Source organism: Luteibacter pinisoli (assembly GCF_006385595.1).
GTDB classification, from domain to species: Bacteria; Pseudomonadota; Gammaproteobacteria; order Xanthomonadales; family Rhodanobacteraceae; genus Luteibacter; species Luteibacter pinisoli.
In genome coordinates, this window is record NZ_CP041046.1 from 622,682 (window position 1) to 645,592 (window position 22,911).

A 22,911-nucleotide genomic window follows, 5' to 3' on the forward strand; every position below is an offset into this window, starting at 1 on the left:
CAATGACCGCCTCATGAATGAAAATGCCGCCGCCCCGCGCGAAAGCGCCGACCTCCGCGCGCTGATCGATCAGCGTTATGACGACGTGATGGCTGCCTGCCGCGCGGCACGCATTCCGCTGCATGACGACGCAGGCGTCGCGGAGCGCGTTCGCCGCACCCTGCTTGCGTCGGACTTCGCCTACGACGTGTTCCGTCGGCAGCCCGAGCTGCTGGCGCCGGCCGGACTGGAGCGGCTGCGCGTCAACGCCGATGCCTCCACCCGTGGGGCCACGCTGGAGCTGCCGGCGGATGAAGATCGGTGCATGGCCGTACTGCGCCGCTTCCGGCACGCCGAGGCCGTGCGCCTCGTGTTCCGCGACGTCAACGGCCTGGACGACATCGACGAGACGCTGGCCTCCACCAGCGCGCTCTACGAGACGCTGCTGGCCCTCGCCCTGCGCTGGTCCGAGAACGCGCTGCGTGCGCGGCACGGCGTGCCGCGCGACCCTGCGGGTAAGGAACAACGCATGGTGGTGCTGGGCTTCGGCAAGCTCGGCGGTAACGAACTCAACTTTTCCTCCGACATCGACCTGGTGCTCGCCTATGCCTCCGGTGGCGATACCGATGGCGCGCGCCCGCTCGACAACGGCGAGTACTTCGTGCGCGAGGCGCGACAGCTGGTTCGCCTGCTGGCCGAGCCCACGGTCGATGGCATCTGCGCACGCGTGGACCTGCGCCTGAGGCCGTTTGGTAACGCCGGCCGCCTCGCGCTGCCGTTCACCGCGATGGAGCAGTACTACCAGCGCGAAGGCCGCGACTGGGAGCGCTACGCGTGGATCAAGGCGCGGCCGGTAGCGGGCGACCGCACGGCCGGTCGCGAGCTGCAGGACATGCTGCGCCCCTTCGTCTACCGCCGCTATCTCGACTACACCGCGTTTGCGGGCCTGCGCGAGATGAAGGCGCTGATCGACGCGGAAGTCGCGCGCAAGGACCTCGCCGGCAACCTCAAGCTGGGGCCGGGTGGCATCCGCGAGATCGAGTTCGTGGTGCAGCTCACCCAGATGATCCGCGGCGGCCGCGACCCGGCGCTGCGCGTGCGCGGCCTGCTGCCGGCGCTGCGTGCCTGCGAGTCGCGTGGCTACATTCCCAAGGCCCGCGCGAGGCTCCTGCGTGAGGCGTATGTGTTCCTGCGCCGGCTGGAAAACCGCGTGCAGATGCTGCGCGATGCACAGACGCACGATATCCCCGATGACGCGCTGTCCCGCGAGCGCCTCGCGCTGGGGCTCGGCTACGCCTCGTGGGATGCCCTGTCAGTGGACCTCGCGCGGCACCGCACGGAAGTCTCGGCCGAGTTTGCCGCGGTGCTCGTGCCGCAGGCCGGCCAGACCGCCACGGCGCCGGTGGCCGAGTCGGAGCTGTGGCAAGCCGCACGCGATGAAACGCTCACGGCGGCCATGATGGAGGCGTCGGGCTTCGTGCCGGGTATCGAGGCCGCCGATGCGTTGGGCAAGCTTCCGCGTGCCGGATCCGTCCGCTCGATGTCGGCGCGCTCCGCGGAGCGGCTCGAGCGTCTCATGCCGCAGCTCATTGCCGCCGCGCGCGCCAGTGCGTCACCCTCACCCAGCCTGCTGCGCATGGTGCGGCTGGTGCAGGCGGTGGCGCGGCGTTCGTCCTACCTGGCGTTGCTCGACGAGCAGCCCAGTGCGCGGCGGCGCGTGGCCAACGTATTTGCCGAGAGCGCCTTCCTCGCCGAGCGCGTGATTGCCCAGCCCCTGCTGCTGGACGACGTGCTGGATCCGCGCATCGATCAGTTGCCGCTGAAGCGCGCGGATATTTCCGCGGAGATCGTGCGTACGCTGGGCACGCTTGACGAGCGCGATGCCGAGCGCGAACTCGAGCGCATCAACGAATTCCGCTCCAGTATCGCGTTCCGCCTGGGCCTCGCCTTCAGCGATGGCCGCGCCGATGCAACGGCGACCGCGCGTCGTCTCGCCGGGCTGGCCGAGGCGGTGATTGGCGCGGTGCTCGCGCTCGCCGTCCGTGAGATGGCCGCGCAACACGGACGCCTGCCGGGCGACGGTATCGGCTTTGCCGTGCTGGGCTACGGTAGCCTCGGCGGCGAGGAACTTGGCTTCGCCTCCGACCTTGACCTCGTGTTTGTCTACGACGGCCGCCGTGCGAATGCGATGAGCGATGGCGCGCGGCCCGTGGACGGTACGCGCTGGTACCAGCGCCTGGCCCAGCGCGTGATGCACTGGCTGGGCGCGCAGACGCACGCCGGCAAGCTTTATGACGTCGATACGCGGTTACGCCCCGATGGCTCGAAAGGCCTGCTCGTCGCCAGCGTGGATGCATTCGAGGCGTACCAGCGCGATCGCGCGTGGACGTGGGAGCACCAGGCGTTGCAGCGTGCCCGTTTCGTGGCCGGTGACGCCGCCGTGGGCTCGATGCTCGACGCCGTGCGTCGCGAGATCCTGGGTGCGGTGCGCGACACGGCCCGCGTGGTCGCGGAGGTGGGCGCCATGCGCGCGCGGTGGCGGGCGGAGCGCGACCGTTCCGACGCGACGCAGGTTGACCTCAAGCAGGGCAAGGGCGGCTTGATCGACATCGAATTCGTCCTGCAGGGCATGGTGCTGGCGCACGCGGCGGCCCATCCCGGCATCCTGGACAGCACCGCCAACAGCGTGTTGATCGACGAGCTGCGCGTCGCGGGGCTGTTCACCCAGGCCCAGGCCGATACGTTGCACGTGGCGCACGCCGACCTGCTGCAGATGGGCCTCACCTGCACGCTGGATCTGCGGCCCCGCGTCACCGCCCGGACGCCCGCGCTCGACATGCTGTGCGCTGCCGTGGAGCGCGTGATCGGCGAACTCGGCTTCGACTTCGGCGCTGCGGCGCCGTCCGAGGCCAAGGCTGTCTGAACCCGCGCGGCAGCGCTATGCTGTCCGGCCATCCATGGACGCAACCGCAAGATGACACGACTGCCGCTGCTGATTGACACCGACCCGGGCGTGGATGACGCCCTCGCCATCCTGATGGCGCATGCGCACACCGACGTGGCGGCGCTCACCGTCGCCGCGGGCAACGTCGGGTTGAAGCACACCGTGCGCAATGCGCGCACGCTGGTGGACCTGGTCGGTGCGACGACGCCGGTCTTCGCCGGGTGCCCGTCACCGCTGGTTCGCGCGCCGGAGGAAGATGCGGCGTTCGTGCACGGCGAAGATGGTTTTGGCGACGTGGGGTTTCCTGAGCCGAAGCACGCGGCTGAGACCGAACACGCGGCGCTCGCGCTGATCCGCCTGACCAAAGAGCGTCCCGGTGAGCTCACCCTGGTGGCCCTCGGGCCGCTGACCAATCTCGCCCTCGCGGTACGCCTTGACCCGGCGATGCCGCAGCGCGTGAAGCGCCTGGTCATCATGGGCGGTGCGGTCACTGGCCACGGCAACACCGGCAAGATCCCGGCGGAGTTCAACATCGGCTTCGATCCCGAAGCCGCCCATGTGGTGTTCGAAGCGTTCGAGATGTTCGACCTGGTGGATTGGGAGGCGACCGTGCGCCATGCCTTCCCTGACGATGTCTACGAAGGCTGGGTGGCCCGTGGCGACAAGCGCGCCGCCTTCTTCCACGACGTGTTCGGCACGGCTCGCCGCTTCAATGCGGAGCACGAGCGCACCGGCTTCATCGCGGCGGACGCCCTGGCCATGGCCGTGGCGCTGGATCCGGCCATGGTGACCCGTGCCGAAACCCGCCACGTGGCGATCGAGCTGGATGGCCGGCTCACCCGCGGTGCCACCGTCGTCGACTGGCACGGCCGCCTGGGCGGGCGCCCCAATGCCCGGATTGTCCTGGACGTGGACCAGGCCCGTTTCGGCGAGCTGATCGCCCAGGCGCTGGGCGCCCTGTAAGGCCCGGGGGCTGGTTGCAGATTGACCAGCCCCTCGCTACAATGCCGCTCTTTTCACCCCGCCATTCAAGAAGTCACGAACATGAAAGAGAACATCCATCCGAAGTACCAGCCGGTGGTTTTCCAGGACCTGTCGTCGGATTTCGCGTTCCTGACGCGTTCGACCATGTCCTCCAAGGACACCGTGAAGTGGGAAGACGGTAACGAATACCCGGTCATCAAGCTGGATATCTCCAGCCATTCGCACCCGTTCTACACGGGTAAGCAGAAGACCCTCGACGTGGGCGGCCGCGTCGACAAGTTCCGCCAGCGCTACGGCAAGAAGTAAGCCGAAGCGGTCCGCGCGCCGCCTGCGGGGTGGCGTTTAGCGAGGATAGAAAGGACACGGGGCGAGCCCATGGCTTGCCCCGTGTCTTTTTGCGTGCGCGTTTTCCACCTTCGTCGAACGGACGTTTGACTGGGCGATGTGCGATAATGGGGAACTTCGGTCGCCGTGTGCGGCCGGTACGGTGGCTTCCCCAGGCCGTCGTTTCATCCACATCCCCAGCGTCGTTCCCTACGCGGATCGACGTGTCCGAACAGAGTGAAAGAGGAGCTCGCCGTGTCCGACGCCAAAACCGTCAAATTGGTCGATGAATCCAACAAGCCCGTGAGCGAACTGCCGGTCATCGGCGGCACGCTCGGCGCCGAGTGCGTCGACATCGGCACGCTGTACAAGGACACCGGTTACTTCACGTACGACCCGGGCTACGGCAGCACCGCCAGCACGAAGAGCGCCATCACCTACATCGACGGCGACAAGGGCGTCCTGCTGTATCGCGGCTACCCGATCGAGCAGCTGGCCGAGAAGTCCACCTTCCTCGAAACCTCCTACCTGCTGCTTAACGGCGAGTTGCCGTCCAAGCCGCAGTTCGAGAAGTTCTCGAACGACATCACGCATCACTCGATGATGCATGAGAACCTGAAGGACTTCCTGAAGGGCTTCCACCACAACGCCCATCCGATGGCCATGCTGGCCGCCTCGGTGGCGTCCCTCTCGGCGTTCTACCACGACGATCTCAACGTCGAGAACCCGGAGCACCGCCATCTGGCCGCCATCCGCCTCATCGCGAAGATGCCGACCATCGCTTCGGCCATCTATCGCCACTCCATCGGCTGGCCGAACCGCTACCCGCGCAACAACCTCGAGTACGTGACGCGCTTCCTGCACACCATGTTCGAAGTGCCGAGCGAGGCGTACCACGTGAACCCGGTCGTCGCGAAGGCGCTCGACCTGCTGTTCATCCTGCACGCCGACCACGAGCAGAACGCCTCCACGTCGACGGTTCGCCTGGTGGGCTCCACCGGTGCCAACCCGTATGCGTCGGTGGCCGCCGGCATCACCGCGCTCTGGGGCCCGGCCCACGGTGGCGCGAACGAAGCCGTGCTGCTGCAGCTTGAAGAGATCGGCACCGCCGATAAGGTCGAGAACGCGGTCAAGCGCGCGAAGGACAAGAACGATTCGTTCCGTCTCATGGGCTTTGGCCACCGCGTGTACAAGAACTTCGACCCGCGCGCCAAGATCATCCGCGAGGCCTGCCACAACGTGCTCAACGAGCTCGGCGTGAACGACCCGCTGCTCGAAGTGGCCATGAAGCTGGAAGAGGCTGCACTGAAGGACGACTACTTCGTCGAGCGCAAGCTCTACCCGAACGTCGACTTCTACTCGGGCATCATCTACAAGGCCCTGGGCATCCCGACCGAGATGTTCACCGTGATGTTCGCCATCGCGCGCACCTCCGGCTGGATCTCGCACTGGATCGAGCAGCACGAGACCCCGGGATCGCGCATCGGCCGCCCGCGCCAGATCTACACCGGCGCCGACGTCCGCGATTACGTCCCCGGCGACAAGCGCTAAGAAAAAAGCCCGCGAAAGCGGGCTTTTTTTTGGCTTGTCGCGTCCGCCGCCAGCGTCGGTTCATTCGCTCCGCGAATGCATGTTTTCAGCGGCCTTCGCCGCCTCCTTCCTGTTTCGTTGAGGAAACTGCGGGTGGACAGGCCCCCGGGGCCGCCAGACGCGGACCTTCGGACCGGGCCGTAGGCAACCTCATCGCGATCATCTCGGCTCAAGGCGGCCCTCCGCTTATGTCGGCCCCGGGGGCCTGCCCACCCGCGCGCCAACTGTTGTCGTAACTCGCGGGAGATCACACCGCGTAAAGCAACCGCGCGCGACCAGCTGGCGCTACGAGGTGCTGGGTGCCGGGAAAGGGGAGGGGGGCGTGGGCGTCTTCGCGGCAGGCGTGCTCGCGAGAGGGCCCGTCTCCCGGCACGCGGTCGCGCGCGAGCGCGCTCCTACAAAAGCCGGGTATTCTGCTTTTGTCACACGCAACGGGGCGCGTGGACTCGGAGACGGGCAGGCCCCTGGGGCCGACATAAGCGGAGGGCCGCACAAGGCCGCGATTGTCGCGCGAGCGCTTCCTACGGCCCGGTCCGAAGGTCCGCGTCTGGCGGACCCAGGGGCCTGCCCGTCTCCGACCCCTATAGGCATCACGCCCAAGGCGGCGAACGCCGCTGAAAACACGCATTCGCAACGCGAATGAACCGATGCCGCTTGTAACGGGCGGCACCGGTCATTGGCGATGTGCTTCCTAGCCGTTGAAGGCGGAGATGTCTTCCTCGGCGAGCAGTTCCTGCACCATCGCCCGCGTGGCGCGACGCATCGGCCGTTCGTCCACGCGATCCAGCGGTGCCTGGCGCAGCGCATCCAGCGGAAGCACCGTGATGTCGAACGGGATGCCATCGGCGCCAAACAACAGCACGGTGTGCTCGCTCTGTTCGTTGCCGGACCAGCGCAGGCGGCGTGTCTGCGTTTCCAGCGGGATGCCTTGCTCGGTGAGGAACAGGCCCGGCGCTTCCGGGTCGTCGCTGTAGATGTGGAGGCACACGGCGGAGTGTTCGTCGGCCGTGCCTTCCAGCACCGCGCCCACCAGCCGTGAATCAAAGTGACGAAGGAAACGCATGGCTTCCACCGCGGCCTCGCGGCGTGCGCGCAGCGCCTGCGGCTGGCTGTCGCCGTGGAAGAGGCGCTGGTGGGTGCGCAGCGCGTCTTCAATCTCGTTGTTGCGGGGCAGGGCCTGCGTATCGATGATGCCGAGCCGCTCGGCGGCTTTGAGCTTCGCGTGATGGAAATCGCGAATGCCGTGTTCGCTCATCAGGCGTGCCGCTTCCTGGGCGACCAGGACGCGATTGCGCTGCGTCCTGTCCTGCGCGTGGATCTTGTGATGTTCGCCTCGTGCCATGACTCACCCCCTATGGTGTGAAAGGTTGCCAATGAACGTACGGCGTGTGGGGCACCGTGCGTCAGAAGATGTCGTAGGCGTGGTCCTGCTGTTCCTCCTGCTGCTTTTGCTGTGCCTGTTCGCGGAGACGGTCGACGTCTTCCACCTTCATGATCTCGTTCATGCCACCGGGCGACGGCAAGCCTGAGCCCGGGTCGATCTGCACGGTGGCGATGCCCGGCGGCATGGCCAGCGTATGCGACGGCTTGTTGGCCAGCACCGCGCCCATGTAGTCCATCCAGATCGGCAGCGCGGCCTTCGCACCGAACTCGCCACGGCCGAGCGAGCTGAAGTCGTCGAAGCCCACCCATACCGCGGTAGAGACGTCACCGTTGAAGCCGACGAACCATGCGTCGCGATGGTCGTTGGTCGAACCGGTCTTGCCTGCGATGTCGTCGCGGCCGAGGGCCTTGGCTGCGGAGCCCGTGCCGCGCTTGACCACGTCCTGCATCAGCGACGTCACCAGGTAGTCGTTGCGTACGTCGATGACATGCGGTGCGAGCTTGGGAGCCTGCGAGGCGTTGTCGTGCGCATCCGCCGGCAGCACGGCATCGCCGGTGCCGACGCCGCCGGCGCTGCTCGCTGCCGCGGGCTTGGCCGGAATCAGCGCGGTGCTCGGCTGGGTCGGCGGGCCGGGCGGCGTCGGGTTGAGCAGGCGTTCCTGGCAATCGGCGCAGGCCCGTTCCGGATTGGCCACGTACACCGGATTACCGTCGCGATCGTCAATCCGCGAGATGAAGTACGGCGTCACCAGGTAACCACCGTTGGCGAACACGGCGTAGCCACGCGCCATGCTCATCGGCGATACCGAGGCGGTACCCAGGGCGAGCGACAGGTTCTGCGGCAGCGCATCCGGCGTGAATCCAAAGCGTGTCGCGTAGTCGCGGGTGTAACGCACGCCGATCGCATCGAGCAGGCGCACGGACACCAGGTTCTTCGACTGCACCAGGGCCTCGCGCAAGCGCATCGGGCCGCTGAACTTGTTGTCGTCGTTCGCGGGCGTCCAGACGCCATCCGGGCGGCTCGGGTCCGGGAAGGCCACCGGCGCATCGTTGACGATGGACGCAGGCGTGAAGCCGCGCTCGAACGCGGCCGAATACAGGTACGGCTTGAAGCTGGAACCCGGCTGGCGTGCCGCCATCACCGCGCGATTGAACTTCGAGCGGGCGAAGCTGAAGCCGCCGACCAGGGCGCGGACGGCGCCGTCTTCCGGGTCGATCGACACCAGCGCGGCCTGCACGGCGGGGATCTGCGTCAGGCGCCACGGGCCCTTGTTGGACTCGGGCTTGGCTTCGGTCGTCGTCGCGGCGGTGTCGGTCGCCTTGGCGTCCTCGGAGATATCGTCCTTCTCGCTGCGGATCAGCCGGACCACGTCGCCGCGTTTGAGGACGGCGTCGACGCGCGTGGGCGCCGCGCCCGCACGGCCTTCGTTGACGTACGGCCGGGCCCACGTAATGGACTCCAGGCTGATCGTCGCCGACTCCTTCGCATTGAGGTACACCGTAGCCTCCTTGGCGCCGGTTGCCGTCACGATGGCTGGCATCATGCCCGCGACGGGCGTGTAGCCCGCGAGAACGCGATCGAAGTCTTCGGGGCCGGCGCCGCCGGGCAGTTCCTCATGGCCTTCCGGGCCACGGTAGCCGTGGCGGCGGTCGTACGCGGACAGGCGGCCGCGCAGTGCATCGTTGGCGGCGGCCTGGCTCTCGCTCGGCACGGTGGTGTGCACCACGTAGCCTTCCGTCAGCGCATCGTTGCCCAGCTTCTCCAGCGTCTGCTGGCGCACCATTTCGGCAAGGTACGGCGCGTCCACCTCGATCTGCTGCTCGTGCGGGAACGCGTCGTTCGGTTCCTTGATCGCTTCTTCGTATTCGGCCTGGGTGATGAAGCGGTTCGAGAGCATCTGGCCCAGCACCCAGTCACGACGGCCGATCATGCGCTTCGGGCTGTTGAGCGGGTTCACCAGGGAGGGCAGCTGGAAGGTCGACGCGAGCGTGGCGCACTGCGCCACCGTCAGCTGGTCGAGCGTCTTGCCGTAGTAATACGACGCCGCGGCGGCCACGCCGTACGCGCGATGGCCCAGGAACATCTTGTTGAGATACAGCTCGAGGATCTGGTCCTTGGTGAGCTCGTTCTCCATGCGCAGCGCGATAAACATTTCTGTCAGTTTGCGCGAATACAGCTTCTCGGGGCTGAGGAAGAAGTTGCGCGCCACCTGCTGGGTGATGGTCGAGCCGCCCGAGCCCTTGTCGCCGCCGGACACGATCACATGGATGCCGGCGCGGGCGATACCGTGCCAGTCGATACCGGGATGGCTATAGAAATCGGCATCTTCGGCCGACAGCACGGCGTTCTTCAGGCGCGCCGGGACGTCGGCGATGCGCACGGGGATGCGTCGGGTCTCGCCGAAGGACGCGATCAGGCGGCCATCCGAGCTGAGGACGCGTAGGGGAACCTGCATATGGTAGTCGCGCAGCACCGCCACGGAGGGCAGGCGCGGGGCCAGCAGCCAGTAGGCCACGCCAATGGCGCCCCCTACGAACAGGATGCCGGCCAGGAAGAGGTACAGCGCGATACGCAGCAGACGCTTGAAGATTCGCATGAAGGGGAGGGATCACCGCCGTCTAGGTCGTGGCGGAGTATAGAGCCTCGCCACCCCCCGGGACGGACCGGCCAGGCTCGACCCGGTATGAAGGGGGAACGCTAACCTATCGTCAGGATTTGTGAATTAGTGCCGATAAGGGCTTGGACGGGCCGTTGCTTTGCCGTTAAGTTTTAGATCTAATGCCTTCGCGCCGAAGACCAAATCCGACAAGGCGCGGGGAAGGGGGACATCGTGGGGCTCTTTACACCGAAGGCGGCGCCGTTGATCGGTGTCGACATCAGCTCGACCGCGGTAAAGCTGTTGCAGCTCAGTGAGGCAGGCGGGCGCTATCGCGTCGAGCATTATGCCGTTGAGCCGTTGCCGCCCAACGCCGTCGTCGAAAAGAACATCGTCGAGGTCGAGGCCGTCGGCGAGGCAATCCGTCGTGCCCTGGCGCGCTCAGGGGCCAAGGTAAAGCATGCTGCGGCGGCCGTTGCCGGCTCGGCGGTTATTACCCGGATCATTCCCATGTCGGCCGATCTCTCCGAGGATGACCTCGAGGGCCAGATCCAGGTCGAAGCCAACCAGTACATTCCCTACCCGATCGAGGAAGTTAGCCTCGATTTCGAGATCGTGGGTCCGGTGCGGGACAACCCGGAGATGAACAACATCCTCCTGGCGGCGTCGCGCACCGAGAACGTGGACATGCGCATCGCCGCGCTAGACCTCGGCGGCCTGACCGCCCGGGTGATCGACGTCGAGGCGTTCGCCATGGAGAACGCCTTCGCCATGGTGGCCGACCAGCTGGCCGTCTCCCGCGACGCCCTCGTGGCCGTGGTGGACATCGGCGCCACCATGACCACCCTGGCCGTGCTGAAGAACCAGCGCACCATCTACTCCCGCGAGCAGGTCTTCGGCGGCAAGCAGCTCACCGACGAAATCATGCGCCGCTACGGTCTCTCCTACGAGGAAGCGGGCCGCGCCAAGCGCAAGGGCGGCCTGCCCGAGTCGTACGAGATGGAGGCCCTCGAGCCGTTCAAGGAGTCGCTGGTCCAGCAGGTCAGCCGCCTGCTCCAGTTCTTCTTCGCCGGCAGCGAGTACAGCCGCGTCGACCAGGTCGTCCTGGCCGGTGGCTGCGCTTCGATCGACGGCATCACCGAGATCCTCGAGCAGCAGTTGGGCGTGCCCTGCGTGGTCGCCAATCCGCTGGCTCGCATGTCCCTGTCCAGCAAGGTCCAGGCCCAGACCCTCGCCCAGGATGCCCCGGCGCTGATGATCGCCGTCGGCCTGGCCATGCGGAGCTTCGACTGATGGCACGGATCAACCTACTTCCCTGGCGTGCCGAGCGCCGCAAGCAGCGGGAACGCGAGTTCTACATGCAGCTGGGTGTCGCCTTCGCGGCGGCCATGGTGGTGCTGTTGGGCTGGTCGTACTGGATGGGCGCCCGCGTCGATAACCAGAACGACCGCAACACGTACCTCCAGGGTGAAATCAAGCAGCTGGACGACCGCATCGCCAAGATCAAGGACCTGGAAAAGGTCCGTGCGGGCCTGCTCCAGCGCAAGCAGATCATCGAGCAGCTGCAGGCCAACCGTTCGCAGATGGTCCACCTGTTCGACGAACTGGTGAAGACCATCCCGGCCAGCGCGCGCCTGGGCTCCATGAAGCAGTCGGGTGACTCCATGTCGCTCGACGGCGTGGCGCAGTCCAACTCCAGCGTCGCCGAGTACATGCGCAACATCGAGGCATCGCCCTGGATGGGCCATGCCGACCTGCGCAAGACGGAAAACACGCACGATGATTCGCGCATGCCGTACTCGTTCGGGCTCGACGTGAAGCTGAATACGCCCAGCGCCGATGCGCCGGCGTCCTCGGCCACCGTCATGACCCCGCCGTCGGCGGCCGCACCTGCCGTCCCGGCACCGCTCGCCAATGCCGCCAAGGCCGTCACCGGTGCTCCCGCCCCGGCAGCGCCCGCCGCCGCTCCGACCGCAGCGACGCCGGCCACCGCCGCCACCGTCCCGGCAGGAGCCAAGCCATGAGCTTCCTTGACGATCTGCGCAACCTTGATCGCAACAACGTCGGTGGCTGGCCGAAGTCGGTAAAGATGTTCTTCACCGGCCTGGTCTTCGTCGTCGTGGTTGCTATCGGCTGGTACGTTGAAATCAGCGGCCAGCAGGACGACCTGGCCAACGCCGAGTCGAAGGAGGAATCGCTCAAGGGCGAGTTCTCCCAGAAGCAGGCCAAGTCGGCGAACCTCGAGGCGCTGGAACAGCAGCTTGCCGAAATGCAGGACATGCTCCGCCAGCTGCTGCGCCAGCTGCCGAGCCGGACCGAAATGCCCGAGCTGCTGGTCGATATCTCGCAGACGGCCCTGGCCGCCGGGCTGGAATCGGACCTGTTCCAGCCGGGCCCGGAAACGCCGAAGGATTTCTACGCCGAGAAGCCGATCACGCTGCGCATGGTGGGCACGTACCACCAGTTCGGCACCTTCATCAGCGGCGTGGCCTCGCTGCCGCGCGTGGTGATCCTGACGCTTCACGATGTCTCCCTGAAGCCGAAGGATGGCAGCAAGGGAACATCGGGCCAGCTCGTGCTCCAGGGCACGGTAAAGACCTACCGTTACCTCGAAGATGACGAGGCCGCGGCCCAGCAGAAGAGCACGACGGAAGGGGGTGCCAAGTGATCCGTTCCCGGCACATCCATCTCCGCCTCGCGGCGGCCGGCCTGGCCCTCGTGGCGCTGGCCGGTTGCACGCGCGGCCAGTCCGACCTGCGTGACTGGGTCGACGCTGAAAAGCACAAGAAGGGCGAGCCGATCCCGCCGTTGCCGGTGATCCGCACGTTCGAAACCTTTGCGTACCAGGACCAGACCGCCCGCGATCCGTTCAGCCCGAGCACGGCTGAAATGGAGAACGCGTCGGGCAGCGGCCCGCGCCCGGACGAGAACCGTCCGAAGGAACCGCTGGAAATGTTCGCCCTGGATACGCTGAAGATGGTTGGTACGGTAGGTGCAGGATCCAGCCTGGAAGCGCTCGTCAAGGATCCAGGCGGGGTGATCCACAGGGTCCATCGCAATGAGTACATGGGGCAGTCGTACGGCCGCATCACGGCCGTGGGGGAAGACCGCATCGATCTGGTCGAACTGGTGTCGAACGGCACCGGCGGCTGGATGGAGCGTCCGGCAAGCATCGCGGTCGGCGACAAATAAGAACTCGGGGATGAAGCACATGACGACCAATTCCACTCATCTGCCGGGTTGCGCGCGCCATCGCACGCGGCGCTGGACCTTAGCGGTCGCGCTGGTCGCGGCCTGCGGGTTCGCCGGCACCGCGGCGGCCGAGACGGCGCTCAAGAACGTCACGTACGACGCACAGCCTGGTGGCCGCGTCGAGCTGACGCTCGCCTTCTCGGGCCACGCGCCGGAGCCGAAGGTCTTCACGACCTCGAATCCGCCGCGCATCGCCATCGACCTGCCGGATACCACCAACGCGTTCTCCACGCGCCACCTCGACGTCGGCAAGGGCTCCACGTCCGGCGTCTCGGTGGTGTCGGCCGGCGGCCGCACCCGCGTCACCGTCGAGCTGTTCCGCGATTCGGCCTACAAGACCCGGGTGGACGGCGACAACCTGATCGTGACCGTGAATAACGGCCCGACCGGCGCCACGACCACCACGGCGATCGTGTCCGATCCGACCAAGGCGCTCCCGTCCAGCGCGGGTACGCCGCTGTCCAACATCGATTTCCGCCGTGGCCCGAATGGCGAGGGCCGTGTGGTCCTTACCCTCGGCAGCGAAAACACCACGCCGGAAATGCGTCGCGAGAACGGCAAGGTCATCGTCAGCCTCACCGGCGCCACGCTGCCCTCCAAGCTCGCCCAGCGCCTGGACGTGCTCGACTTCGCGACGCCCGTGCAGTCGGTGCAGTCCTCGTCCGTGCCCGGTGGCACCCGCATGGTGATCGTGACCAAGGGTGATACCGACGTCTCGGCCTACCAGAACGGCACCGAGTACGTTGTCGAAGTGGCGCCGAAGAAGCCGTCGCCGACGGCGGCTGGCAAGGCGGCGAAGGGCCAGGAGCCGACCTACTCCGGTTCGCGCCTCACCTTCAACTTCCAGGACATCCCGGTCCGCTCGGCCCTGCAGCTCATTGCTGACGAAGCCAAGCTCAACCTGGTGGCCTCCGACAGCGTCGGCGGCAGCGTGACCCTGCGCCTCGTCAACACCCCGTGGGACCAGGCGCTCGACGTCATCCTGCGTGCGAAGGGGCTGGACAAGCGCCGCAGCGGCAACGTCATCTGGATCGCCCCGCAGGCGGAGCTGGCCACGTACGAGCAGAGCCTCGCCGATGCCCGCCAGAAGGCCGAGGACAACGCTGAACTGGTGGCTGACTACATTCCCATCAGCTATGGCAAGGCCGAAGACATCGCCAAGCTCCTGACCTCCGGCGCCATGCAGGGGGCCGGCGGTGGCAGCAGCAGCGGCGGCTCGCGCGGCTTCCTGTCCACCCGCGGCAGCGTCTCCTTCGACGACCGTACCAACACCCTGCTGATCAACGACACGCCGGACAAGATCCGTGACCTGCGTGAGCTGATTGGTACGCTGGACCGCCCGGTGCAGCAGGTGCTGATCGAGTCGCGCATCGTGGTCGCCACCGACACCTTCACCCGCGACCTCGGCGTCCGCTGGGGCGTGCAGGCCACCCAGACCAACGCGAGCGGCCAGGTCATCGGCACGACGCCGGACCTGACCAGCGGCACGGCGCCGAACCAGGGCACCGCCGGCCTGGCGACCCAGGTGTGGAACGCTAACCACACCCCGGTTGGCACCCAGAACACGATCACCTACCCGGGTGGCTACAACGTCAACCTGCCGGTGGCCAACCCGGCTGGCAGCCTGGGCCTGGCGATCCTCGGCTCGAACTACCTGGTTGACCTGGAACTCTCGGCCGCGCAGACCGAAGGCCGCAGCGAAGTCATCTCCAGCCCCCGCGTCATCACGGCGAACCAGCAGGAAGCCGTGATCAAGCAGGGTACCGAGATCGGCTACGTCACCTACCAGGCCTCGAGCTCGGGTGGTGGCGCGTCCAACGCCACGGTTCAGTTCAAGGATGCCGTGCTTGAGCTGCGCGTGACCCCGACGATCACCGCCGACAGCCGCGTGTACCTGAAGATCAACGTGAAGAAGGACGCTCTCGCCGGCAACACGCCGTCGCCGGGTGGTGGCTTCGTCCCGTCGATCGACACCCGCGAGATCAACACCTCGGTGCTGGTCGACAACGGCCAGACCGTGGTCCTGGGCGGTATCTACGAGATCACCAAGGCCAACACCACCAAGAAGGTGCCGGGCCTCGGCGACATCCCGGGTATCGGTGTCCTCTTCCGCAATACCTCGCGTCAGAATGACAAGGCCGAACTGCTGATCTTCGTGACGCCGCGCATCCTGAGCAACACACTGCAGTAAGCGACAGTTCCGGCAGTACCCGAGGGCGGCCGCAAGGCCGCCCTTTTTTTGTCCCGAATTCCCAGCCCGGACCGGGGCCCCGACTTCCGGCCCTAAACTTCTCGGCCCCGCTGTGGTCTCATCGGCCTGTCGCCAGTTTTTTACGAGCCACCGCCATGTCCGATAGCCCTATCGTCGCCACGACGCCCCTGCAAGAGGCGTTCGTCCACCTGCGCGGGGAGCTTTCGCGCAGCATCATCGGCCAGCCCCACCTTGTGGAATGCCTGCTGATCGCCCTGCTGGCGGACGGGCACCTGCTTGTCGAAGGTGCGCCCGGCTTGGCCAAGACCACGGCAATCAAGGCGCTTGCGACCCGGGTGGAGGCCGATTTCCACCGGATCCAGTTCACCCCGGACCTCCTCCCGGCCGACCTGACCGGCACGGACATCTTCCGGCCGCAGACCGGCACCTTCGAGTTCGAGCGCGGCCCGCTGTTCCACAACATCGTGCTGGCGGATGAAATCAACCGCGCGCCGGCCAAGGTCCAGTCGGCCCTGCTGGAAGCGATGGCGGAACGCCAGATCACCATCGGCCGCCGCACCTGGCCGTTGCCCGAGCTGTTCATGGTCATGGCCACGCAGAACCCGATCGAGCAGGAGGGCACGTTTGCGCTGCCCGAGGCCCAGCTCGATCGCTTCCTCATGCACGTCACCATCGGTTACCCCGACGCGGATGCCGAACTGGCGATCCTTCGCCTGGCCCGTGAACAGGCGCGCGAAGCCATGCACGCCGCGGCGCCGCCGGCGCACGTGCTGAACCCGGCCGACGTGTTCGCCGCGCGCGACGCGGTGATGGCCGTGCACATGGCCGCGCCGCTGGAGCTGTACATCACGCAACTGGTCGTCGCCACCCGCGAGGCAGGGCGTTACGGCGCCGAGCTGGCGCGCTGGATCGCCTGGGGCGCCAGCCCGCGCGCGAGCATCGCGCTCGACCGCTGCGCCCGCGCCCACGCGTGGCTGGCCGGCCGCGACTACGCACTGCCCGAAGATGTCCACGCCATCGCGCACGAGGTGCTGCGCCACCGCGTCCTGCCCAGCTACGAAGCCGAGGCGGAAGGCGTCCGGGTGGATACGGTGATCGACCGCCTGCTGGACCTCGTGCCGCTGCCGTGAGCGCCATGCCTGTCGTCGCGGATCCCCGCGTACAAGTCGCGTTGCCGGAACTGATTGCCCTGCGCTCGGGCGTCATGCGTGCGCGCGCACCGGAGGTTGTCTCCCATGCGCCGCGCAGTGGCCAGCGGCCCGGGCGGTTGCACGGGCGTGGCATGGATTACGCCGAATCGCGTGTCTACCAGGCCGGCGACGATGTACGCCGCATGGACTGGCGGCTCACCGCACGCAGCGGCGTGGCCCACACCAAGCTCTTCCAGGAAGAACGCGAAGGCCGCCTGCTGATCCTGCTCGATACCAATGCAAGCATGCGTTTCGGTACGCGCACGCGCTTCAAATCCGTGCAGGCCGCGCGTGTCGCGGCCACGGCCGCCTGGTACGCCATTCGTGGCGGTGACCGCGTTGGCGTGCTCGCGTTCGGTGCGCAGCACCACCTGCTACGCATGAAGGCCGGCCCGCGCGGCGCGCTGGCGGTCTGCGGTGCGCTTGCCGCGTGGGATGCCATGCCGCCCGGTGAAGACGAAAGCCTGTCCGCCGCACTGCAACGCGCGGGTCGGCTCATGCACGGGGCATCGCGTGTGTTGCTGGTGAGTGATGGATTCGCCGTGGACGACGCTGCCTACGGGCGCATGTTGAGCCTCGTCGCGAAGGCCGAGGTACGGATCGTCACCGTGGCCGACCCGCTGGAACTGGCCGAGCCGCCCGCCGGCCGCTATCCCTTTGCGCACAAGGGCGTGCACTACGACATCGCCTTGCACGGCGAGCGCCAGCGCGCCGAGTTCGCCCGCGCGCTCGGTGACGGCCACCAGCGCCTCGCGTCGCTGGCAAGCCGGCTGGGTCTGCGCCAGCGCATCGTGGACACCACCGCCGAGCCGCTCGACGCCATCGTCGACCTGCTCGGTTCATCGAGGGGGCGGTGATGCCGGACAACGGTCCCGCGCTCCGCGACGTCCACGTGCCCCACGTTTCGTGGTGGCCGCTGGCGCCCGGCTGGTGGGTGCTGGCCGCGCTGCTCGTGGCGGCGCTGGTCGTCGGCGTGTGGTCGTGGCGCCGGCGCGCCCGGCATCGTCGCTATATCGAGAGCGTGCTCGTCGAACTGCACACGGCGCGTGCGCGGCATGCGAGTGATGGCGACAACGCAGCGTTCGCCGGCACCGTCCACCAGCTGCTCCGTCGCGTCGCGCGCTCGCGCGATCCGCGCAGCGTGACGCTGGCGGCCGGTGCGTGGCGGGACGCGCTGGCTTCCATGGCGCCGAAACGGGACGTTTCCCGGCTCGCGGTGCTGGACCAGGTGATGTATCGGCCGGACGCCGCGCTCGATATCGACGCGGTAGCCACCGATGTCGACCAGTGGGTACGCGACGCGCTTTCGCCGCGCGCCGGGCACGGCAGGCGGAGGGCGCATGTCGTTTCCTGAATTCGCCTGGCCCTGGCTTTTCCTCGCGCTGCCGCTGCCGTGGATCCTGCGCCGCGTGCTTCGCCCCCTGCGCCCGGCGCAGGCACTGAACCTGCCGCAGCCGGGTATTTCCCTGGTGCCCGCCTCGGCAAACCGTGCCTCGTTTGCCGCCTCGGCGCTGATGGTGCTGGCGTGGGTGTGCCTGGTGACCGCTGCCGCACGCCCGCAGCATCTCGGGCCGCCCGAGCCGCAGAAGCGCAGTGGCCGCGCCACCATGCTCGCCGTGGATTTGTCGGGAAGCATGTCGCTGGACGACATGCAGCTGGCCGGGCGCCAGGTCACCCGCTTTGCCGCCGTCGAGGCCATCGCCGGCGACTTCATCGACCGTCGTGCCGGCGATGAGCTGGGCCTCGTGCTGTTCGGTTCGCAGGCCTACCTGGTCACGCCGCTCACGTACGACCTGGATGCCGTGCGTGCCCAGCTGCACGACGCCGTCGTCGGTTTGCCGGGCCGTGAAACCGCGATCGGCGACGCGATCGCCGTGGCGGTGAAGCGCCTGGCCGATCTGCCGCAGCAGGCGCGTGTGCTGGTGCTGCTCACCGATGGCGTGAACAACGCCGGATCCATCGCACCGCGTGAGGCCGCACGTGCGGCGAAGGCGGCGGGCGTCCGTGTTTACACCATCGGCATCGGTGCCACGGCGATGCGCGTGCCGGACTTCTTCGGTTCGCGCATCGAAAATCCCTCCGCCGATCTCGACGTGGGCATGCTCACCGACATTGCCAACCAGACGGGCGGCCGCTTTTTCCGTGCCACCGACACCGACGAACTGGCGCAGGCGTACCGGCAGATCGACGAACTCGAGCCCGTGCCGCAGCAGGGCGCCACCCTGCGCCCGCGCGACGAACGCTTCCGCTGGCCGCTCGTCGCCGGACTCGTGCTGCTTGCCATCGGCCTGTTGCCGCGGCTGCTGCCACCGCGAGGTGCGGCATGAATACGCTGATGACGCATTTCCACTTCATGCAGCCGAACTGGCTGTGGCTCCTGCTGCTGGTGCCGCCGCTGGCGTGGGCCATGCTGCGCCGCTCGCCGGAAGTGCGCGTGCTCTCGCGCCTGGCGGATCCGGCCTTGTTGCCGTACCTGCTCGACGGCACGCCGCGCGCCTCCCGCCTGCCTGCGTGGGCCGTCGCCGCTGCCGCATCACTGGCCATCCTCGCGCTCGCTGGGCCGGCGTGGAACCATGCGTCCGCGCCGCTGTTCAGCGAGCGCGCCGCGCAGGTCGTCGTCGTTTCGATGTCTCCCCACATGCTAGCGCGCGACGTCGTGCCCGACCGCCTCAGCCGCGCACGCTACAAGGTGCGCGAGCTGTACGCGGCGAACGGCGACGGCATGAACGCGCTCGTGGCGTACACCGGCGAGACCTTCACGGTCGCGCCGCTGACCACCGACGCGCACAGCGTGGATGACCTGCTCTCGGCGCTGGCGCCCGACACGATGCCCGTGGGCGGTGACGATCCCGGCAAGGCCATCGACCAGGCGGTGGAGCTGATTCGCCACGCGGATGTACGCGGTGGTTCCATCGTGGTGGTGACCGATCGTGCGGATAGCGATGCCCAGGCGGCGGCACACCGCGCCGTGGCCGCGGGTGACCGTGTCTCGGTGCTCGGCATCGGTACGCCGCGCGGTGGTCCGATCACCACGGACGATGGCCAGTTCCTGAAGGACGACCAGGGCAACATCATCATGGCGCCGCGCGATGATGGCTCACTGCGCGCGCTGGCGGCCGCCGGTGGTGGCGCCTACGCTCCCGCCGCTGACGATCGCTCCGACATCAACGCCATGATGACGGCGCTGCACGCGGCGAGTGCCGCGAAAGAAGAGGCGGGCGCCAGTACGGCCCAGTGGGAAGATCGCGGCCCGTGGCTGCTGCTGCCCCTGCTGCCCCTGGTGGCGTTGGGCTTCCGTCGCGGCTGGCTGCTGGTGCTGGCGCTTGCGTTGCTGCCCGTGGCGCCCTCGCACGCGGCGAGCGTGCGCGATGTGTTCCGCACGCGCGACCAACAGGCGGCTGACGCGCTCGCGCAGGGCGATGCAAAGAAAGCCCAGGCGCTCGCGCAGAGTGCGGCGTTGCGCGGCGCCGCGGCCTACCGCGCCGGCGACTACCCGGCAGCGGAAGCTGCGCTGCAGAACGCGCAGGGGTCGGACGGCCAGTACAACCTCGGCAACGCGCTGGCGAAGCAGCAGCGTTACGAAGACGCCGTGGCCGCGTACGACCGCGCCATCAAGGCCGATCCGAACAACGCGGACGCCATTGCCAACCGCAAGGCCGTGGAAGACTTCCTGAAGCAGCAGAAGCAGAAGAAAGACGACCAGGGGCCGAAAGGCCAGAAAGACGGCAAGCCGAACCAGAAGCCGGGTGACCAGGGCAAGGATCAGCAGCAGGGCCAGCAAGGCCAGCAGGACGATCCCTCCAAGGGCCAGCAGGGCGGCCAGTCGTCCGGTGGTGACGACCAGAAAAACCAGCAGGGCGCCCCTGGCCAGGCCGGCGAAGGCGAAGGCAAGGACCAGGGCAAGGACGCTGGCAAGGCGCAGGCGCCGCAGGGCGATCCGAATGCCAAGTCGGCGGCCGAGCGCGCCCAGGCCGAGCAGGCCCAGCAAGCCCTGAAACAGAAGATGGACGCCGCGCTCGCCGCGCAAGGCAAGGGCGAGAAGAGCGACCAGCACGACCTCGGCCAGCTGTCCGAATCCGAGGCATCGTCGAAGCTGCCGCCCGATGTGCGCCGCCAGTTGCTGCGCGTGCCGGATGATCCGGGCGGCCTGCTGCGCCGGAAGTTCATGCTTGAATACCAGCGCCGCCATGGCGCGGAGCCGGAGGAATGACGATGCGCCACGCATGGATGGCCCTTGCCCTGTTGATGACGGCGACGCATGCGCACGCGCAGGCCACCGCGCCGGTCGCATCGCTCGACCGCTCACGCGTGGGCAACGGCGAGACCGTGACGCTGAACATCGAGGTCGGCGATGACGACCTGGGCAATCCCGACCTGTCACCGCTGGGCACGGATTTCATCGTGCTGGGTACGTCGACGAACCACACGCTGAGCATCGTCAACGGCAAACGCGAGGCACACACCATCCTCGGCGTGGCCCTTCGCCCGAAACACGAAGGGCAACTCACCGTCCCGGCGTTGTCCATCGGCAACCAGGCCACCCAGCCCTTGCCCCTTACCGTCGAAGCCACATCAAGCGCGTCGGCCGATGCCGCTAACCAGCCCATCGTGCTCGATGGCAAGGTGGATCCAGCCCAGGGCTACGTCGGCCAGCAGTTCGATTACACACTGCGTTTGTATTTCGCGGTGAACCTCGCCGATGGCCAGCTCGGTGATCCGTCGGCCGAGGGCGCGGAAATCCGTCGCCTCGGCTCCGACGCGAACTACCAGAGCGTGCGCGGCGGACGCCGCTTCAACGTGGTGGAACGCCACTACGCGATCATCCCTCAGCACCCGGGCACGCTGCAGATCAAGCCGCCAGCCTTCCAGGGCACGGCGGTGGATCCGACGGACGTCAACTCGTTCTTCGGCGCAGGCCAGCCCGTGAACGCCGTGGCGCAGCCAGAACATGTCGAGGTGAAGGCACGGCCTTCGTCGGCCCCGGACGGCGCATGGCTGCCGGCGCGGTCGCTCACGCTCTCGCTTACGGGGTTCCCTGCCGACGGCAAGGCCCGTGTCGGCCAGCCGATCACCCTTGGCATGCGCCTGGATGCCACGGGCTTGCCGTTCGAAGCGCTACCGGCGCTGTCGCTGCCAAAGCTCGATGGCGCGGACGTCTATCCGGACAAGGCCGTCACCGGCAGCAGCACGAACGGCCCATGGATCACGGGCCGTCGCGAGCAGGGCTTTGCCGTGGTGCCTACGCGCACCGGCACGCTGCACATTCCGGAAACCACGCTGCACTGGTGGAACGTCACCACGGACAAGGCGGAGACCGCGACGATTCCCGCACGCGATATCACCGTTGGGCCCGGCAGTGGCGTGCAGGCCGCGGTGCCCGCCACGAGCGCCAGCGTCGCCGTCGCGCCTGCCACAACGACAGCGCCTCCGGTGGCCACCACCGTGACGCTCCAGGCGGGCACGCCGTGGCGCCTGATCGCCGCGGCGGTCGCGGCGCTCTGGCTGCTGACGGTGGGCGCCTGGATCCTCTGGGCAAGGCGCCGCCGGGGCGGCGCCGCGACCGTGCCTCCGCCGATGCCGGCCGAGGCCACACGCCAGGGGCCCGCGCGCGAGCACTTCAGCCAGGCCCTCGAGCGTGGCGACCTCGTCCGCGCCGAGCACGCCCTGCTTGCCTGGGCACGCCAGGCGCGACCCGGCCTGCGTAATCTTGGCGAGCTGTCCGCCGCGCTGCGGCCGGGTCGCCAGCCTGACGCTATCGACGCCCTGCAGCGGGCGCGCTTCAGCAACGGCACGGCGGACGCGGCAGACCTGCGCGCAGCCTTCAAGAACGGTTTTGACTGGCGCCCCGTCGAGGGCCCGTGCGGCACCGGCGGCGGGTTGCCTCCGCTTTACCCGCGCTAGCCTGCCAGCGCGTCGCGGTAGTGCGCCGCCATCGCGGCGCTGAAGGCGCACAGCACGACGCGGTTGGGTACCCATGAGGCCTCGCGCAGGGCTGTCACGGCGACGCGGGCGGCCAGCCCCGCCGGGTAGCCGTACACGCCCGCGCTGATGGCGGGAAACGCGATGCTATCGACGCCGTGCTCCGCCGCGAGCGCCAGGGTGTGCCGGTAGCAGGCGGCCAGCAGGGCCGGTTCACCCGCCGTGCCGCCGTGCCAGATGGGCCCAACGGTGTGGATGACCCAGCGGGCGGGCAGGGCGAAACCTGAGGTTATTCGTGCTTCACCGGTGGGGCAGCGCACCCCCGGGCTCACCTCCGGCAGCGCCCGGCAGGCCGCCAGCAGGGCCGGGCCGGCGGCCCGATGGATGGCGCCGTCCACGCCGCCGCCGCCCAGCAGGGAGGTGTTGGCCGCGTTGACGATGGCGTCCACGGGCAGGGATGTGATGTCCGCCTCGATCACTTCCGGGTTCATGCTGCATCCTCGCTTGTGACGGGTGGTCACAGGTGGCTACGATGTC

18 protein-coding genes are annotated in these 22,911 nt (G+C 67.9%); 15 read left to right on the top strand and 3 right to left on the bottom strand.

The features are described from left to right. The first annotated feature begins 13 nt into the window (after positions 1–13). The 4 genes from glnE to FIV34_RS02830 all read left to right on the top strand — a co-directional run bounded on the left by glnE (position 14) and on the right by FIV34_RS02830 (position 5,782). The gene (gene glnE / locus FIV34_RS02815; protein WP_139979477.1) at positions 14–2,902 is read left to right on the top strand and encodes a bifunctional [glutamate--ammonia ligase]-adenylyl-L-tyrosine phosphorylase/[glutamate--ammonia-ligase] adenylyltransferase; all 2,889 of its coding nucleotides are present in this window, start codon (positions 14–16) and stop codon (positions 2,900–2,902) included. Between the two features lie 51 nt (positions 2,903–2,953). Next, positions 2,954–3,886 carry a nucleoside hydrolase gene (locus FIV34_RS02820; protein WP_139979480.1) on the top strand — a complete coding sequence of 311 codons (933 nt, stop codon included), beginning with the start codon at positions 2,954–2,956 and terminating at the stop codon, positions 3,884–3,886. 81 nt (positions 3,887–3,967) lie between these two features. Beyond that, positions 3,968–4,213: a type B 50S ribosomal protein L31 gene (locus FIV34_RS02825; protein WP_036137903.1), complete on the top strand. Its 246-nt coding sequence runs from the start codon at positions 3,968–3,970 to the stop codon at positions 4,211–4,213. Positions 4,214–4,486: 273 nt separating this feature from the next. Further along, positions 4,487–5,782 (top strand): citrate synthase, encoded by a 1,296-nt coding sequence (locus FIV34_RS02830; protein WP_139979482.1) that lies wholly within the window; start codon positions 4,487–4,489, stop codon positions 5,780–5,782. Positions 5,783–6,512: 730 nt separating this feature from the next. Here the strand turns inward: FIV34_RS02830 and FIV34_RS02835 are convergent. Together FIV34_RS02835 and FIV34_RS02840 are read right to left on the bottom strand one after the other, a co-directional pair. Beyond that, positions 6,513–7,163: a hypothetical protein gene (locus FIV34_RS02835; protein WP_139979484.1), complete on the bottom strand. Its 651-nt coding sequence runs from the start codon at positions 7,161–7,163 to the stop codon at positions 6,513–6,515. Between the two features lie 61 nt (positions 7,164–7,224). Then, positions 7,225–9,801 (bottom strand): penicillin-binding protein 1A, encoded by a 2,577-nt coding sequence (locus FIV34_RS02840; protein WP_139979486.1) that lies wholly within the window; start codon positions 9,799–9,801, stop codon positions 7,225–7,227. Positions 9,802–10,035: 234 nt separating this feature from the next. On the opposite strand from FIV34_RS02840, the gene FIV34_RS02845 reads away from it, so the two are divergent. From FIV34_RS02845 to FIV34_RS02895, 11 genes are all read left to right on the top strand, one after another. Further along, the gene (locus FIV34_RS02845) at positions 10,036–11,094 is read left to right on the top strand and encodes a pilus assembly protein PilM (RefSeq protein WP_139979488.1); all 1,059 of its coding nucleotides are present in this window, start codon (positions 10,036–10,038) and stop codon (positions 11,092–11,094) included. Further along, a complete protein-coding gene (locus tag FIV34_RS02850) occupies positions 11,094–11,825 on the top strand; it encodes a PilN domain-containing protein (protein ID WP_139979490.1) in 732 nt (243 codons plus the stop codon). The genes FIV34_RS02845 and FIV34_RS02850 overlap by 1 nt, the downstream gene beginning before the upstream one ends. Continuing rightward, a complete protein-coding gene (locus FIV34_RS02855; protein ID WP_139979492.1) occupies positions 11,822–12,469 on the top strand; it encodes a type IV pilus inner membrane component PilO in 648 nt (215 codons plus the stop codon). The genes FIV34_RS02850 and FIV34_RS02855 overlap by 4 nt, the downstream gene beginning before the upstream one ends. Then, positions 12,466–12,993: a pilus assembly protein PilP gene (locus FIV34_RS02860; RefSeq protein ID WP_139979493.1), complete on the top strand. Its 528-nt coding sequence runs from the start codon at positions 12,466–12,468 to the stop codon at positions 12,991–12,993. The genes FIV34_RS02855 and FIV34_RS02860 overlap by 4 nt, the downstream gene beginning before the upstream one ends. A 19-nt stretch (positions 12,994–13,012) precedes the next feature. Next, the gene (locus tag FIV34_RS02865; protein WP_139979495.1) at positions 13,013–15,244 is read left to right on the top strand and encodes a type IV pilus secretin PilQ; all 2,232 of its coding nucleotides are present in this window, start codon (positions 13,013–13,015) and stop codon (positions 15,242–15,244) included. Between the two features lie 155 nt (positions 15,245–15,399). After that, positions 15,400–16,395 (top strand): AAA family ATPase, encoded by a 996-nt coding sequence (locus tag FIV34_RS02870; protein WP_139979497.1) that lies wholly within the window; start codon positions 15,400–15,402, stop codon positions 16,393–16,395. A 5-nt stretch (positions 16,396–16,400) separates the two neighbouring features. Next, a complete protein-coding gene (locus FIV34_RS02875; protein WP_139985621.1) occupies positions 16,401–17,312 on the top strand; it encodes a DUF58 domain-containing protein in 912 nt (303 codons plus the stop codon). Continuing rightward, on the top strand, positions 17,312–17,809 hold the full coding sequence (locus tag FIV34_RS02880; RefSeq protein ID WP_139979499.1) for a DUF4381 domain-containing protein: 498 nt from the start codon (positions 17,312–17,314) through the stop codon (positions 17,807–17,809). The genes FIV34_RS02875 and FIV34_RS02880 overlap by 1 nt, the downstream gene beginning before the upstream one ends. Further along, positions 17,796–18,782 (top strand): VWA domain-containing protein, encoded by a 987-nt coding sequence (locus FIV34_RS02885; RefSeq protein ID WP_139979501.1) that lies wholly within the window; start codon positions 17,796–17,798, stop codon positions 18,780–18,782. Before FIV34_RS02880 ends, FIV34_RS02885 begins: the two co-directional genes overlap by 14 nt. Beyond that, a complete protein-coding gene (locus FIV34_RS02890) occupies positions 18,779–20,665 on the top strand; it encodes a tetratricopeptide repeat protein (protein WP_139979503.1) in 1,887 nt (628 codons plus the stop codon). Before FIV34_RS02885 ends, FIV34_RS02890 begins: the two co-directional genes overlap by 4 nt. 2 nt (positions 20,666–20,667) lie before the next feature. After that, on the top strand, positions 20,668–22,356 hold the full coding sequence (locus FIV34_RS02895) for a BatD family protein (protein ID WP_170207497.1): 1,689 nt from the start codon (positions 20,668–20,670) through the stop codon (positions 22,354–22,356). Here the strand turns inward: FIV34_RS02895 and FIV34_RS02900 are convergent. Continuing rightward, positions 22,353–22,865, bottom strand: coding sequence for an O-acetyl-ADP-ribose deacetylase (locus FIV34_RS02900; RefSeq protein WP_139979507.1), 513 nt, complete (start codon positions 22,863–22,865; stop codon positions 22,353–22,355). The two genes, FIV34_RS02895 and FIV34_RS02900, sit on opposite strands and share 4 nt — an antisense overlap. Between the last annotated feature and the right edge of the window lie 46 nt (positions 22,866–22,911).

Coding starts and splice junctions, on each gene's coding strand:
- FIV34_RS02880 (WP_139979499.1), top strand. CDS start 17,312: ATGCCGGACAACGGTCCCGCGCTCCGCGACGTCCACGTGCCCCACGTT.
- FIV34_RS02865 (WP_139979495.1), top strand. CDS start 13,013: ATGACGACCAATTCCACTCATCTGCCGGGTTGCGCGCGCCATCGCACG.
- glnE (WP_139979477.1), top strand. CDS start 14: ATGAATGAAAATGCCGCCGCCCCGCGCGAAAGCGCCGACCTCCGCGCG.
- FIV34_RS02850 (WP_139979490.1), top strand. CDS start 11,094: ATGGCACGGATCAACCTACTTCCCTGGCGTGCCGAGCGCCGCAAGCAG.
- FIV34_RS02900 (WP_139979507.1), bottom strand. CDS start 22,865: ATGAACCCGGAAGTGATCGAGGCGGACATCACATCCCTGCCCGTGGAC.
- FIV34_RS02870 (WP_139979497.1), top strand. CDS start 15,400: ATGTCCGATAGCCCTATCGTCGCCACGACGCCCCTGCAAGAGGCGTTC.
- FIV34_RS02825 (WP_036137903.1), top strand. CDS start 3,968: ATGAAAGAGAACATCCATCCGAAGTACCAGCCGGTGGTTTTCCAGGAC.
- FIV34_RS02895 (WP_170207497.1), top strand. CDS start 20,668: ATGCGCCACGCATGGATGGCCCTTGCCCTGTTGATGACGGCGACGCAT.
- FIV34_RS02875 (WP_139985621.1), top strand. CDS start 16,401: ATGCCTGTCGTCGCGGATCCCCGCGTACAAGTCGCGTTGCCGGAACTG.
- FIV34_RS02890 (WP_139979503.1), top strand. CDS start 18,779: ATGAATACGCTGATGACGCATTTCCACTTCATGCAGCCGAACTGGCTG.
- FIV34_RS02835 (WP_139979484.1), bottom strand. CDS start 7,163: ATGGCACGAGGCGAACATCACAAGATCCACGCGCAGGACAGGACGCAG.
- FIV34_RS02820 (WP_139979480.1), top strand. CDS start 2,954: ATGACACGACTGCCGCTGCTGATTGACACCGACCCGGGCGTGGATGAC.
- FIV34_RS02885 (WP_139979501.1), top strand. CDS start 17,796: ATGTCGTTTCCTGAATTCGCCTGGCCCTGGCTTTTCCTCGCGCTGCCG.
- FIV34_RS02840 (WP_139979486.1), bottom strand. CDS start 9,801: ATGCGAATCTTCAAGCGTCTGCTGCGTATCGCGCTGTACCTCTTCCTG.
- FIV34_RS02855 (WP_139979492.1), top strand. CDS start 11,822: ATGAGCTTCCTTGACGATCTGCGCAACCTTGATCGCAACAACGTCGGT.